Below are 15267 nucleotides of genomic sequence, written 5' to 3' on the forward strand. Positions count from 1 at the left end.
AGTTTATAAAAGTCCAGAAATAGGGGTAAAATAATACGGATTCCCTAATTACGGGGGTTTGTGGTTGTTTTTTTAATTTAAATCGAAAAGGTTTTCTGAGAATTTCTGAATATAGGCAGAGGGGCCAAGACCATATTTTTTTTGAAAACACTTACTAAAGTACTTGGGATTTTTAAATCCGACTTCATAACTCACTTCGGAGATGTTCAAGTTACCTTGTTCCAATAATTGGGCCGCCCTTTTCATGCGTACCTCTTGTATAAATTCATTTGGTGTGAAGTTGGTCCATGCCTTGATTTTTGTAAACAGCAAGGTTCTGCTCACCCCAAGCTCAGAACAAAACGCAATGATATCAAAATTGGAGTTGGAAATATTGTCCTCAACAATGTTTAGCGCCTTTTTTAATAATTTTTCGTCCATTGAAGAGGTCACAATCTCGCTAGGGGCTAAACGTTCCTCCTTGGAAAACTTTATCTGTAACCGTTTAGAGGAATCAATAAGATTTTTAACCCTTAGCTTAAATTCCTTTATGTTGAATGGTTTGCTGATATAATCGTCCGCTCCATTTTCAAGGCCTTCAAATTTATAAATGAGCGCAGTTCTAGAGGTAAGTAAAATAACGGGAATATGACTGGTTTTGATATTGGCCTTTAGTTTGGCACAAAGTTCAGTGCCCACCATTTCTGGCATAATAACATCTGAAATAACCAAGCAGGGTAGATGTTTTAATGCTTTCAGCAAGGCTTCCCTACCGTTCCCCGCTTCCAGCACTTTATACTTTTCTTTTAGTAGCTCTTTGATAAATTTACGAAGGGGTACATTGTCCTCAACCAATAGGACAGTGTCTTTTTCTTTGTCCGCCAAGACTTCTTCTGGCCCCAAGAAAGTATCGTCTAACGGTGTTTCCATTTGTTCCACATACAGCCCAAGATCATCACTAAACTTGTAGTTTTCGTTAATATCCTTATCGGTGATATGATCGCTGCCCAATTTTAGGCTTACCCTAAATGTGGTGCCCTGCACCTTACCATCGTCAATATGGATGGTTCCCTTGTGCAAATCAATTATGCTTTTGGCAATCGATAGGCCAATACCAGTTCCGGTTCCTTGGACCGTAGCTGGTTTTTGGTATTCCGGTATTTCAAAGAAACGATCAAATACTTTATTTCGATACGCCTCAGGAATCCCAGGTCCAGAATCGGTAACATCGATTATGATATTACTAGGGTCCTTTTTAATTGAAATAACAATTCTTCCTCCTGAGGGGGTGTATTTAAATGCATTTGAAATGAGGTTGTAAAAAACCTGTTCTAATTTGGGACGATCGTAGTACACCAATATTTTTTCCTCCTCAGTTTTAAATTCATAGTCATACCCATTGCACTTGGCATATTCGGAAAAGGATAAGTATATCTCTTGGAGAAACTTTATAATGTTGCCTTCGGCCGCTTCAAGCGTATATTTTTGATGCTCTAATTTTCTAAAATCCATTAATCTGTTGATCAATTGCAATAGCCGGTTGGCACTGCTCTCAATAACCAAAAGCTTTTTGTAGACCACACTGCTGCCTTTATAGTCCGTCAACAGCTGTTCAAGCGGTCCGGTAATCAAGGTAAGTGGCGTTCTAAACTCATGGGATATGTTCGTAAAAAACTTTAGTTTGGCATCATTGATTTCTTGGTTTCTTTGGTTTTCTAAATGTTCTAGTTGTAGTTTGTGTTTTAGCTTGGTTTTAGAGCGTATACTAACAATTAACCAGTATGCAATGCCAAGAATGGCCAGCAAGTAGCATATTTTTGCCCAAATGGTAAGCCATGGTGCCGGGCGAACATTGATTTCCAACGAGGCAGATTCTTTGTTCCAGACCCCATCATTATTGGCTCCTTTCACTTCAAAAATATAATTTCCCGGTCGCTGAATGGTGTAATTTACGCTAGGCCTATTGGTATGGGTCCAATTGTCTTCAAGCCCCAGCATTCTATATTTATACTGATTACTGTTGGGGTTGATGTAGTTTGGGATGGCGAAACTAATGGAAAAATTAGTGTTTTCATGATTCAAGTCTATAGCCTTGGTGAAAGGCATACTTTGTGCTAATATCCCACTTTCTCCACCTACCTTTACCGATGTGCTCTTTATTTTAAAATCAGTTAAAATAACTTGGGGTACGTGGTCATTTCTTGAAATGTTTTCCGCATCAAAAGAAGAGACGCCATGTGGGCCTCCAAAAAAGAATGTTGATGCTCCTTGTTTAAGTGCGGCACCACTACTAAATTCATTGCCAACCAAGCCATCTTTTTTGGAATAGGTCATGAAGGAATTATTGACAACATCATACTTAACCAAGCCTTCGTTGCAGCTCATCCATAAGGTGTTGTTCGCTCCTTCCAAAATAGCATAAACCGAAGTTACTTGGTTGGAGGTGGCTATGGTTACCGGTTCAAATTCATTACCGTTAAAACGAAATAGTCCCTTTCCACGTATACCCACCCAAATGACGCCCTTACTATCTTGAAATATGGTAAGTATGTCTTCACCCGAGCCTATGTGGCCGTTATAAAAGAATCGTTTTAAACGGTTGTTACTGTAGCTTCCGTCATAAAATGGCAATAGATTAAGACCACTCTGGGTACCTATCCAAATATTGGAGCCTTTATCTACCATAAGGCTTCTTACCCTATCATTGGTAAGGCTTTGTTCAGAGTTTGATTTGTTAATAAAACGAACATAGGATTGGTCTTTTTTATTGTAACGCCAGAGTCCTTTGCCAAAGGTGCCAATCCAAATATCATTGTCTAGCCCTTTTTTCATGGTATTTATTCCTGTACCCTCAAAAGCTTCGTTCAAAGGTTCTGGAAAAACCCCTTTCTCAAACTTATTTTTTACAATATTATAGGTTTCTATTCCTCTATTAAAGGTGCCTATCCATAGTACGTTTTCATCAAGTAATAGTGATTTGATATTATCACTTTCTATAATTTTTGAATTTACGGTGTTGATAAAACGACTGGCCTTGGTATTGCTGTTGTAAATGGTCATGCCCCCGCCCTCGGTACCAAAATAAAGGTGTCCATTACCATCGTCAACAATTGAACTAACTACTTTATGCGACAATAAACCTTTGGCACTAGATTCATTAAAATTGATAAAATTATTGTTGGAGTCATCCCATATATCAACACCTCCGTAGTAGGAGCCTATCCAGATAGAGCCCTTAATATCCTTAAAAATGGATTTAATATAGTTATGGCTAATTCCGTTTTGGTCTTTTGAATCATAGAGCAGTTGTTCTGGTGCTTTATTGTTTTTTAACACCACTATCCCGTTAGAAGTGCCAGACCATATTTGCCCATTGTCATCTGCGACAATAGCCCTAACATCTTCATTCTGGTTTAAGATTTTAGTGTCAAGAAACCGCTCGGAGATTAAGTCAAATTTTAAAATGCCCATGTTTTTTGTGCCCACGCAAATCGTGTTTTCATCACAGAGCGACATGGTTTGTACAAATGCTTCGGTTTCTCCGAAAGGCGCATGGCTTGCTTGAAAAACATAGTTGTTGCCACCCTTGTCCATGACCTTACAAAATCCTTTGGAAGTGCCTAGCCATAGCGTGCCATTGTTTGCCTTAAGAATACTGAGCACGTAGTTTGAGGGAAGTCTGTTGTCCGCACTGTCTCCTTTATCAAAATAGTTGTCAAAACGTTTTGCTTCTTTATCGTAGATGCTCAAGCCGTTTGAAGTGCCTATCCATATGTTACCATCCGAGGCTTCTTCAATGGCCCAAATACTGTTGTCACACAAGGAATTTTTGTCGTTGTAATGATAAAACCGTTGAAACGTATCCTTGCGTGGGTCGTATTTGTTAAGGCCGTTGTACGTGCCAATCCAAATATAGCCTTCACTATCTTCTTTAATTGAAAGGATATCACTATTGCTAATGGAGGTACTGTCAGTAGGAATATTTCTAAATATTCTAAAACCACTGCCATCATAAAGGTTTAGACCATCACGGGTACCTAGCCACATTCTCCCTAGATTATCCTGCTCCATGGCAATAACGGAACTTTGTGAAAGTCCGTCAGAGGTGCCCAAGTGTTTAAACTTAAACGGGTTTTCCTGATTCTGGGAGAAACAGGCAATGGTACTTAGAAGAAAAATATATAGAATTACATTCCTCATGGAAACTATGGTATGCGACCAAACGGATTTTCTTAATTCATACTCGGATTTAAAAAATGGTATTGGAGATATCCATTAAAAACCAATACGAAACGAAGGCCAATTTAAAACAAAACAACAATAGTACCTTAACAAGATACAACAGGATACCTTTAGTAGTGGTCATTACTACTTTTATTATCTTTAAATGAACGGGATTGCTCCTATTCTGTACTTTTTTTAAACCTATTTATTCTCCCCGTTCCAATTTAAAAAATTAATATTATAAAGTTAAACGAGATTACTACAAAATGACCAATAAAACAATAGTACTTACAGGCGCCGGAGGGGTGTTATGCAGCACCCTGGCAATGGCATTGGCAAAGGAGGGCCATAGAATTGCCGTGCTGGACCTTAATAAAGAGGCTGCCGATAAAGTTGCCGAAGAAATAACGCATGATGGGGGCACTGCACTAGGTGTTGCCGCCAATGTACTTCAGAAAGATTCGCTCGAAAAAGCAAAACAAACGGTGCATGCCAAATTTGGTGCTTGTGACATTTTAATCAATGGGGCAGGGGGAAACCATCCCTTGGGCACCACCTCCAATCCATTTTTTGAAATGGATGATTTAAAAAACACGGCGGAGGGTTTCAAAACTTTTTTTGATTTGGATGCCGATGGCATACAGTTCACCTTCAACCTCAATTTTATTGGAACCCTTTTACCAACACAGGTATTTGCCGCTGATATGGTAGGAAAAGATGGATGCAGTATATTGAACATATCTTCTATGAACGCCTTTACCCCGCTAACTAAAATTCCCGCATACAGTGGGGCCAAAGCTGCGGTATCAAATTTCACCCAATGGCTGGCAGTACATTTTTCAAAAGTTGGGATACGGGTCAATGCATTAGCCCCAGGTTTTTTCTTGACCGACCAAAACAGGGCCTTGCTAACGGAAAGTGACGGTTCACTGACCCCAAGGGGAAATACGATTATTGGGCAGACCCCTATGGGCAGGTTTGGGGAACCTGAAGATTTAATAGGAACCACACTTTGGCTTTGTGGCAATGGTGCTTCATTTGTTACAGGCGTAGTGGTGCCAGTTGATGGTGGTTTTAGCGCATTTAGCGGGGTTTAAACGAAAGCACACATTAAAATGAATATAGGATTAGAACAAACTTGGCGGTGGTACGGACCAAACGACCCGGTATCCCTTGCTGATATTAAACAAGCCGGGGCTACTGGAATTGTAAGTGCCCTGCACCATATACCCAATGGCCAGGTTTGGCCAGTTGAGGAAATTCAAAAACGAAAAAAAGATATAGAAAACGCCGGGCTTTCATGGTCGGTAGTGGAAAGTGTCCCAATTCACGAAGCCATCAAAACACAGGCTGAAGGTTACATGCGCTATGTAGAAAATTACAAGCAAACGCTGCTCAACTTGGGGGAATGTGGTATCGATATCGTTTGCTACAATTTTATGCCCGTACTGGATTGGACCAGGACCAATCTAAACTATGAGGTGGAGGACGGTTCAACGGCCCTACGTTTTGAAGCTGCTGCTTTTGCGGCTTTTGAGCTATTCCTGTTGAAAAGACCGGGAGCTGAAGAAAGTTACACTGAAGAAGAGAAGCAAAGGGCAGTTTCCTATTTTGAAGGCCTTTCCGAGGAGCAAAAAACGCAGTTGAGCAACAACATTATCGCGGGCTTACCTGGAGCCGAAGAGGGTTATACGCTGGAAGCCTTCAATGAAGTTCTCGCCACTTATAACCATATTGGCCCAAAAGAATTAAAGCAACATCTTTTTGAGTTTTTGAGCCACATTATACCGGCGGCTGAAGAGGCTGGGGTGCTAATGTGTATCCATCCTGATGATCCGCCTTATCCGATTTTAGGCTTGCCGAGGGTAGTCAGCACGGAACAGGATATTGTAGACCTTTACCAAGCGGTGGACAGTCCAAATAACGGACTTACCTTTTGTACGGGATCTTTTGGCGTACGCGCGGACAATGATTTGGCAGGAATGATAGAACGTTTAGGCCACCGCATCCATTTTATCCATTTACGAAGTACCAAACGCGATGAGCACGGTAATTTTCATGAGGCCAATCATTTAGAGGGTGATGTGGATATGTACGCGGTGATGAAAGCTTTGGTCAATGAACAGGAAAAAAGAAAAGCTGCTGGACGTAAAGACACAAAAATGCCCATGCGTCCAGACCATGGTCATAAAATGCTAGATGATTTAAAGAAAAAAACTAATCCCGGCTATTCGGGTATTGGCCGTCTTAGGGGGCTTGCCGAACTCAGGGGATTGGAACTTGGAATACGAAAATCAATATATAACTAAACCTAAAAACAACGATAATGTCAGTATCCTACGAAACCCGTTATGCTTCAAGTCCTGAAGCGGTTAAAAAATACGACACTACTGAACTGCGAGATGAATTCTTGATTGATAACCTCATGGAAAAAGGAAAAATCAATCTGACTTACACGCATTATGACCGTTACATCGCAGGTTCGGCAGTGCCTGATCAACCTTTAAGGCTGGAAACCATTGACCCACTTAAAGCGGAGTATTTCTTGGAGCGCCGGGAATTAGGAATTATCAACGTGGGCGATTCTGGCAGTGTTGAGGTCGATGGTGAAACTTACCACTTGGCTCATAAAGATGCCTTGTACATTGGTCAAGGGGCTAAAGAAGTGGTTTTTAAAAGCGATGATGCATCCAAGCCCGCTAAGTATTACTTGAATTCTGCACCGGCCCACACTTCCTATCCTACGAAAAAAGTCAGTCTTGCCGAGGCCAATAAATTGGAATTAGGCTCCTTGGAAACGGCCAACCACCGCACGGTAAGTCAAATGATCATTGGTGGTGTGGTCACTACCTGTCAACTTCAAATGGGAATGACCGAGCTCAAAACAGGTAGTGTTTGGAATACCATGCCTGCGCACGTGCATGACAGGCGTATGGAAGTGTATTTTTATTTGGATGTACCGGAGGGGCAATCCGTTTGTCATTTTATGGGGCAGCCCCAAGAAACACGACATATTTGGATGCAAAACCATGAAGCAGTGATTTCCCCACCTTGGTCCATTCACTGTGGTTCAGGCACTTCTAACTACACCTTTATATGGGGTATGGCCGGTGAAAATTTAGATTATGGCGATATGGATGTCGCTAAAATAACCGATTTAAGATAATCCAATGAGCGTAGAATTATTCAATCTTTCTGGTAAAATCGCATTGGTAACCGGTAGCACCCACGGCTTGGGAATGGCCATGGCAAAAGCAATGGGAAAGGCCGGGGCGACTATCGTGGTCAATGGCAATTCTTCCCAACAAAAAATCGATGATGCCGTGGCCCATTACAAAAATGAAGGTATCAATGCCGTTGGTTACAAATTTAATGTAGCCGATGAAGCACAAGTCATTGATGCCATAAGCACCATACAAAGTGAAGTTGGCCCTATTGATATCTTGGTGAATAATGCGGGAATCATTAAGCGAACCCCTTTGGAAGAAATGGAAGTGGCGGATTTTAAGCAGGTCATCGATATCGACTTGGTGAGTCCGTTCATTATGTCCAAACATGTGGTGAAAGGAATGATGGCCAGAAAAAAAGGAAAAATCATTAATATCTGTTCCATGATGAGCGAATTGGGCAGAAATACCGTTGGGGCTTATGCTGCTGCAAAGGGCGGACTAAAAATGCTCACCCAGAACATGTCCACGGAATGGGCCAAACACAACATACAGATCAATGGTATTGGTCCAGGGTATTTTGCCACTTCACAAACGGCTCCTATACGTGTTGATGGGCATCCGTTCAATGAATTCATTATAAATAGAACACCTGCTGCCAAATGGGGAGACCCGGACGATTTAGGCGGTGCAGCTATTTTTTTAGCTTCAAAAGCCAGTGATTTTGTTAACGGTCATGTACTTTATGTTGATGGCGGAATCTTGGCTACCATTGGTAAACCTTCAAATGAAAATTAAAACACGCGATATGAAATCTTTTTTGACACTTCCTGTTTTGTTTTTGGCACTTTTTGCCATTTCCTGCCAAGAGAAAGCGGCTAGACAACAAATAGTGGTGGAAAATACGATGGATGCCCACCGTGCTTTTGAAACGGTTTCCGTAAACCTTACCACCATTAAAAATGATGGTGTTTCCGGTGCTATTATTGTAAAGGATGCAAAAACAGGAGAAGTGATGACCTCCCAAGAGGTGGATACCGATGGTGATGGCACTGTGGATGTATTATTGTTTCAGCCTAAAATAGCTGCGAATGCCACCAAAACCTATGAGGTCCATTTTGGTGCTGCTGAAACAGGAACTAAAGGCGACCCTTCCTGTTATTCGCGATTTGTACCGGAACGTACGGATGATTACGCTTGGGAAAACAATCGCGTTGCCTTTAGGACATACGGTCCCACGGCCCAAAAAATGGTGGAAGACAGCGTTAAAGGCGGTACCTTGTCAAGCGGCATGGATGCTTGGTTAAAAAGGGTAGATTACCCCATTATCAATAAATGGTACAAAAAAGAATTGGAAACCGATGGCAGTTACCATAAAGATGATGGTGAAGGTTTGGATAATTTTCACGTAGGTATCAGTCGAGGCGTCGGCGGAATTGCTAAAAAAGTGGATTCTATCTATCATATCTCCAAAAATTTTACCAGTTGGAAAACCCTGTCCACAGGACCCATCCGCACCAGTTTTATCCTCACCTATGCCGATTGGGACGCTGCCGGAAACATGATTTCCGAAGAGAAAAAGATTTCGTTGGACTATGGCCAAAATCTGTCCCGTTTTGAAATTACGCTAAAGGGAACGGATACCATTTCTGCCGGATTGACACTTCATGAAAAAGATGGTGACATAGGCGTAAATCAAGACAGTGGCTGGGTAAGCTATTGGGAGCTTCATGGGGATTCGGAATTGGGTACCGGGATTGTGGTCCCCAATGGCAACATGCTGGGTTATGAACATTATCTGACGGAACGTAAGGATGAGAGCAACCTCTATGCCCACATCAAGACCAACGACGGAAAAGCCGTGTATTATGCTGGTTTTGGTTGGAAAAAAAGTGGGCAATTTAGTACCAAAGCCCAATGGGAAGCCTATTTGGATAGATTTGCCCAGCAATTACAAAACCCACTACAGGTAACTATAAAGTAAAGAGTTATGAGATTCAAGTACTTTTCCATCCTGCTAATTTTGGTGTTCTGCTGCAACTCCTGCGCCGAGGCCGATAATTTTAAGACATTGCGCCTAGGTCACGGATTGGATGTCAGCCATTCGGTACACAAGGCCATGGTAAAGATGGGCGAGGACCTTGAGGCCTTGTCCGATGGAAAGCTAAAACTTGAAATTTACCCCAGTCAGCAATTGGGCACTGAGCGGCAATGTTTGGAATTACTGCAAATAGGTAGTTTGGATATGACCAAGGTGTCCGTAGGTGTTTTGGAAAACTTCGCTCCAAAAATGAAAGTATTGGGCTTGCCCTTTTTGTTTCGTGGTCGTGAACATGCTTTTAAGGTGTTGGATGGCCCCATTGGGCAACAATTGTTAAATGATGGTGAACAATATTGGTTAAAAGGCCTGGGGTACTATGATGCGGGTAGCCGGAGTTTTTACACTAAGGATAAGCCAGTAAATACCCCGGAGGATTTAAAGGGACAAAAAATTCGGGTGATGGAAAGCGTAACTGCAATGGATATGGTGCGCGGACTTGGAGGTTCGCCCACGCCCATTTCATGGGGCGAACTCTATACGGCATTACAACAAGGGGTAGTCGATGGGGCTGAGAACAATCCCCCCAGTTTTTACCTTTCCCGACATTATGAAGTGTGTAAATATTATTCATTAAATGAGCATACCATGCTCCCAGATGTTTTGCTAGCCAGCACTCAGACCTGGGAAAAGCTCACTCAAGAAGAACAAAGATGGTTAAAAGCGGCAGTTGAAAAATCCGTAGTATACCAACGGGAGCTGTGGCTAGAAGCTGAGAATGAAGCTTTGGAAGCGGTAAAAAAAGCAGGGGTCGAAATCATTAGACCAGACAAAAGCCTTTTTGCCGATAAGATTAAGGACAGTTTTGATAAATACAAAGAGGATGAGGTCATGTATCAACTCATTAAAGACATCCAGGCAACCGAATAATACCAAAAAAACCAAACCATGCAACTACGAAAAACTATAGATAAGGTATTGGCCAATTTTTTGGTCATCATCATGGCCGTTATGGTCATCAATGTACTCTGGCAAGTCGCCAGTAGGTTCATTATAGGTACACCAAGTTCTTTTACCGATGAACTTGCCCGGTACTTAATGATATGGATTGGTATTTTAGGTGCCGCCTATGTTTCAGGAAGAAATATGCATGTGGCGATTGATGTGCTTCCAAGAAGGTTCAATCCTCCCACCCAAAAGCGTCTGATGCTGGTGGTTCGTTTGCTGATTATTCTGTTTTGCTTGGTTGCTATGGTCATTGGCGGCTCTAGATTGGTGTATATCACCTATGTGCTCGGTCAAAATTCGCCTGCCTTGCAAGTGCCCTTGGCCGTCGTCTATGCCGTTATACCTATCAGTGGTGTATTGATTATGTATTACAAACTGTCCGATATCCTAAAAAAACAATAGACCATGGAATACATTCCAATTCTCGTACTTGTACTCAGTTTTATTTGTCTATTGGCCATAGGAACGCCTGTTGCGTGGAGTATTGCCATATCCTCTTTATTGACCTTAATGGTCAGCATCCCTATATTGCCGGCGGCAACCACCGTTTCCCAACGTATTGGAACGGGTCTAGATAGTTTTGCCCTCTTGGCGATACCCTTATTTATTCTGTCGGGGGAATTGATGAATAAAGGCGGTATCGCACACCGGCTCATTGCTTTTGCCAAGACTTTGGTGGGCGCACTCCCAGGTGGATTGGCATTGATAAATATCATTTCAGCCATGCTTATGGGGGCCATTGCAGGTTCGGCCATGGCCGCAGCATCTGCCATGGGAAGTATTTTGGGTCCCGAAATGGAAAAGGAAGGTTATTCCAGGGAATTTGGTGCGGCGGTGAATATTACGGCAGCGACCACAGGCTTGGTAATACCACCCAGTAATGTGTTGATTGTGTACTCATTGGCCAGCGGTGGTGCCTCTATTGCTGCGCTGTTTTTAGCGGGTTACATTCCTGGGATTTTGACTGGATTGTTCCTGATGATAGTCGCATCGGTCTGGGCGAAGAAGAAAGGCTATAAAGTGGGGAAACGCAGCAGTTTAAAAGAGGTGTTCAAAACATTCATTGATGCCCTACCTAGTTTATTCATGCTGGTTGTCGTAATCGGCGGTATCGTTACAGGAATCTTTACAGCCACCGAAGCATCGGCCATTGCCGTATTGTATAGTTTTTTATTGGGGCTGTTTTATAAAGAAATCAGCCTACCTAAAATGCCGCGGATTTTATTGGATTCGTCAGCAACCACCGCCATTGTAATGTTGTTGATTGGAGCTTCCATGAGCATGTCTTGGGCATTGAGTTACGAAAACATACCGCAAGAAATTAGTACGGCGCTACTGGCATTGAGTGATAACCCTGTAGTCATTTTGTTGATCATCAATTTACTATTGCTTTTTGTTGGGATTTTTATGGATATGACTCCTGCAGTGCTCATTTTTACCCCCATCTTTTTACCCGTAGTTACGGCCTTAGGTCTTGATCCGGTTCACTTTGGAATCATCATGGTATTAAACCTTTGTATTGGACTCTGTACGCCGCCTGTAGGCTCAGTTTTGTTCGTTGGGGTGGGTATCGCAAAAACCTCCATCGAAAAGGTAGTAAAGCCTTTGCTTCCACTGTTTATCGCAATGATTATCGCTTTGTTTTTAGTGACCTATTTTCCAGAGTTGAGTTTGTGGTTGCCTAGGCAGTTTGGGCTGTAAGAATAGGTTGATTATCGACCAGCCAGTTTTTCCATGGCCTTCATGATAGTAAATCCCTCTTTTGCGGAACAGGGATTTTCAGCATTTCCTAAAAAATAGGAAACCACGGCTTGGATCATAGGTTGTTGAATGTGTTTGGGGTTTTCAAATTTAAAAACGGTTTCCCCCTTTTCATTGTCGAGAATGACCTTATCTCCATAGAAAGAAAAACGGATGCTTCCTTCCGTACCATAAATTACACACTCCTCTTTTTTATAATTGTCCGCGGCTGTAAAATTCCAAACGCCCCTAAACTGCACTCCATTTTTAAATTGTATGATCCCGTTGACGGTATCTTCTACCTTGTTTTTTTGGCCGGTCGCATACCCGTCAACTTTGTCAAAAGCTCCAAAATAATGGTACATTAGGTCAATTTGATGCGGAGCCAAATCGTAAAAATAACCCCCTCCTGAAACAGATGGATTCAACCGCCAGTTTTCTTCGGAATTGGCAACGATATCAGAATTTCTAGGTTGTAGGATTTGGATGTCTGCAAAAAGTACCGTACCAATAGCGTTCTCATCAAGTAATGCTTTTACCTTTTCAAAGGCAGGTAGTTTTCTGCGGTAGTGGGCAACAGATAACTTGATATCACTATTGTTTACGGCGGCAACGATTTCCTTAGCTTCCTGCGAGCTAAGCGCCATTGGTTTTTCCAAATAAACATCTTTCCCCGCTGCAAGTGCGGCTTTGGCATAGGCTAAATGTGTGGATGGGGGAGTGGCCACATAAATCGCATTGATTTCATCATTCTTTAAGAGGTCTTCGGCCTTATCGGTCCAAATTGGTACACCATGGCGTTTTGCAAAATCCTTGGCTTTTTCTCCATTACGGCGCATGACACCAATGAGTTCGGAGCCTTCCACTTTTTGGAAAGCGGGGCCACTTTTCACTTCGGTAACATCGCCACAACCAATAATCCCCCATTTTACGGTTTCCATAATTTGATTTTTTTTTTACAATCCGAAGTATGCTTTTGCATTGTGGTAGCAGATATCACCCACAATCTTGCCCAGCCATTTTTCATCGGCCGGGAGTTCTCCGTTTTCTACATCTTTACCAATGAGATTACACAAAATTCTTCTGAAATACTCATGCCTGGGAAAGGATAGAAAACTTCTGGAATCGGTCAGCATCCCCACAAAACAACTCAACAAGCCCATATTAGATAGCGTGTTCAATTGTTTTTCCATACCATCTTTTTGGTCCAAAAACCACCAAGCAGAACCGTATTGGACTTTGCCACGAACCGTACCATCATTAAAATTACCGGCCATGGTTGCAAACACTTCGTTTTGGGAAGGATTTATATTGTATAGAATGGTTTTCGCCAATTGGTCGGTGCCATCCAAATCGTTCAAAAATCCGCTCAGCGCTCTAGCCTGCGAAAAATCGCCAATGGAATCAAATCCGGTATCTGGGCCGAGTTCGTTCAATAAGCGTGTGTTGTTATTTCGAATAGGGCCCAAATGAAATTGTTGTACCCAACCCCGCTGATGGTACATTCTGCATAAGAGGAGTAAGGTGGTGGATTTAAAGACTTGTACTTCTTTGGTGGAGAGTGCTTTTCTTGAAACGATTTTCTCGAAAATACGGTCACAATTGACTTCAGCTGTGTCAAAATAATAGAGTTGCTCCAAGCCGTGGTCCGCAAGCCTGCATCCCGTCTCATGAAAATAATCTACGCGCCGTTCCAATGCCGAAATAAGGTCATCATAGGTATTGATTTCAGAGTTGGTGACCTTTGCCAATAATCTTAAGAATTCTAGATAATCATCGCCATTTTCTACCGCATAGACCTTATCAGGTCTAAAGGTCGGATAGGTCCTCGGTTTTATCTTATTGTCCGCTATATGCTTATGGTGCTGCAAGGAATCGGTTGGGTCGTCAGTTGTGCAGAGGTATTCTACTTTTTTCTGCTGTAGCAAACCCTGAGTGTGATACTCCGAGGTTTGCAGTTTCTCGGACGCAGCTTCATAGATAACCTCGGCATTATCAGGTGTGAGCAACGCATCGATATCAAAATAGCGTTTCAACTCTAAATGCGTCCAATGGTACAGCGGATTTCTAACCGTATACGGGACGGTTTCTGCCCATTTTAAAAATTTCTCTTTGTCAGAAGCATTACCGGTAATGTATTTTTCTTGGATACCGAAAGCGCGCATGGCCCGCCATTTATAGTGATCCCCTTCCAACCATGCCTGGCTGATATTTTCAAAAACACGGTTTTGGGCGATTTCGTTCGGGGGTAGGTGATTGTGGTAGTCTATAATGGGTAAATCTGCTGCAAAGCCATGATAGAGTTTTTTAGCAAATTCGTTTTGTAATAAGAAATCGTCGGTAATAAAGCTCATATATCTTACGAACGTATTTTTTTGATGAGGTCTAGGGTCTCGCTAACTTTGGTTTTAAGACCTTCATAATCTTTATTGGCCAAGACCTCCTTGCTTATCAATTTTGAGCCCATTCCTACACAGGTCACACCAGCATCAAACCAGCCTCTGAGGTTGGATTCTTCGGTGCTTACACCACCAGTGGGCATTATGTTGGTCCAAGGTTGTGGTCCTTTGATAGCCTTCACAAACCCTGGTCCATAGGTAGAACCTGGGAACAGTTTTATAATCTCGCAGCCCAGTTCTTCGGCCCTATTGATTTCGGTAAGCGAACCACAGCCCGGTGACCATAGTACCTTTCTGCGGTTACAGGCAATGGCGATATCTTCGCGTAGAGATGGGGTAACGATGAAATTGGCGCCCATCTGCAAAAACATGGATGCCGCCCCGGCATCCGTGATGGAACCAACGCCCATAATCATTCCCGGTAGTTCTTTGATGGCAAACTTGTTGAGTTCGGAGAATACCTCAAAGGCAAAATCGCCCCGTGCGGTGAATTCCATTAAACGTGCCCCACCATCGTAGCAGGCCCGAAGTACTTTTTTGCCCAGTTCGATATCGGGATGATAAAACAAAGGTACCATTCCGGTTTCCTTCATTACCGTTGCTACTTCAATTCTTGAATATTGTGCCATATGCCCATCCTAAATCCTTCCCAAAGGGAAGGAGTTCTATTTTTCTATATTAAAACTAAATCTTTTCATAATACTCTTTTTGT

Annotated in this window: 12 protein-coding genes; 8 read left to right on the top strand and 4 right to left on the bottom strand. The window is 42.4% G+C overall.

The genetic code is table 11. The features are described from left to right. Positions 1-72: 72 nt before the first annotated feature. The gene (locus I595_RS15385) at positions 73-4179 is read right to left on the bottom strand and encodes a hybrid sensor histidine kinase/response regulator transcription factor (protein WP_054560337.1); all 4107 of its coding nucleotides are present in this window, start codon (positions 4177-4179) and stop codon (positions 73-75) included. Positions 4180-4469: 290 nt separating this feature from the next. Here I595_RS15385 and I595_RS15390 point away from each other — a divergent pair, with 290 nt between their 5' ends. From I595_RS15390 to I595_RS15425, 8 genes are read left to right on the top strand one after another with little or no spacing between them, the layout of a single operon-like run. Continuing rightward, a complete protein-coding gene (locus I595_RS15390) occupies positions 4470-5300 on the top strand; it encodes an SDR family oxidoreductase (protein WP_054560338.1) in 831 nt (276 codons plus the stop codon). A gap of 18 nt (positions 5301-5318) precedes the next feature. Continuing rightward, on the top strand, positions 5319-6512 hold the full coding sequence (gene uxuA / locus I595_RS15395) for a mannonate dehydratase (RefSeq protein ID WP_217997199.1): 1194 nt from the start codon (positions 5319-5321) through the stop codon (positions 6510-6512). A gap of 17 nt (positions 6513-6529) precedes the next feature. After that, complete coding sequence (gene kduI, locus I595_RS15400) at positions 6530-7369, top strand: 5-dehydro-4-deoxy-D-glucuronate isomerase (protein ID WP_054560339.1); 840 nt, start codon at positions 6530-6532, stop codon at positions 7367-7369. 4 nt (positions 7370-7373) lie between these two features. Beyond that, a complete protein-coding gene (locus I595_RS15405) occupies positions 7374-8168 on the top strand; it encodes a gluconate 5-dehydrogenase (RefSeq protein WP_054560340.1) in 795 nt (264 codons plus the stop codon). 10 nt (positions 8169-8178) lie between these two features. Beyond that, positions 8179-9354 (top strand): DUF4861 family protein, encoded by a 1176-nt coding sequence (locus tag I595_RS15410; RefSeq protein WP_054560386.1) that lies wholly within the window; start codon positions 8179-8181, stop codon positions 9352-9354. Between the two features lie 6 nt (positions 9355-9360). Beyond that, positions 9361-10338, top strand: a complete 978-nt coding sequence (locus tag I595_RS15415; RefSeq protein WP_054560341.1) for a TRAP transporter substrate-binding protein — start codon at positions 9361-9363, stop codon at positions 10336-10338. Between the two features lie 18 nt (positions 10339-10356). Further along, positions 10357-10818: a TRAP transporter small permease gene (locus I595_RS15420; protein ID WP_054560342.1), complete on the top strand. Its 462-nt coding sequence runs from the start codon at positions 10357-10359 to the stop codon at positions 10816-10818. A gap of 3 nt (positions 10819-10821) precedes the next feature. Beyond that, on the top strand, positions 10822-12117 hold the full coding sequence (locus tag I595_RS15425) for a TRAP transporter large permease (protein ID WP_054560343.1): 1296 nt from the start codon (positions 10822-10824) through the stop codon (positions 12115-12117). Between the two features lie 11 nt (positions 12118-12128). Here the strand turns inward: I595_RS15425 and I595_RS15430 are convergent, their stop codons facing one another. From I595_RS15430 to I595_RS15440, 3 genes are read right to left on the bottom strand one after another with little or no spacing between them, the layout of a single operon-like run. Then, a complete protein-coding gene (locus I595_RS15430) occupies positions 12129-13097 on the bottom strand; it encodes a Gfo/Idh/MocA family protein (RefSeq protein ID WP_054560344.1) in 969 nt (322 codons plus the stop codon). Between the two features lie 15 nt (positions 13098-13112). Further along, a complete protein-coding gene (gene uxaC, locus I595_RS15435; protein ID WP_054560345.1) occupies positions 13113-14510 on the bottom strand; it encodes a glucuronate isomerase in 1398 nt (465 codons plus the stop codon). 5 nt (positions 14511-14515) lie between these two features. Continuing rightward, positions 14516-15184: a bifunctional 4-hydroxy-2-oxoglutarate aldolase/2-dehydro-3-deoxy-phosphogluconate aldolase gene (locus I595_RS15440; RefSeq protein ID WP_054560346.1), complete on the bottom strand. Its 669-nt coding sequence runs from the start codon at positions 15182-15184 to the stop codon at positions 14516-14518. Positions 15185-15267: the final 83 nt, after the last annotated feature.

The sequence above is a fragment of the Croceitalea dokdonensis DOKDO 023 genome (assembly GCF_001306415.1).
Taxonomy (GTDB): Bacteria; Bacteroidota; Bacteroidia; order Flavobacteriales; family Flavobacteriaceae; genus Croceitalea; species Croceitalea dokdonensis.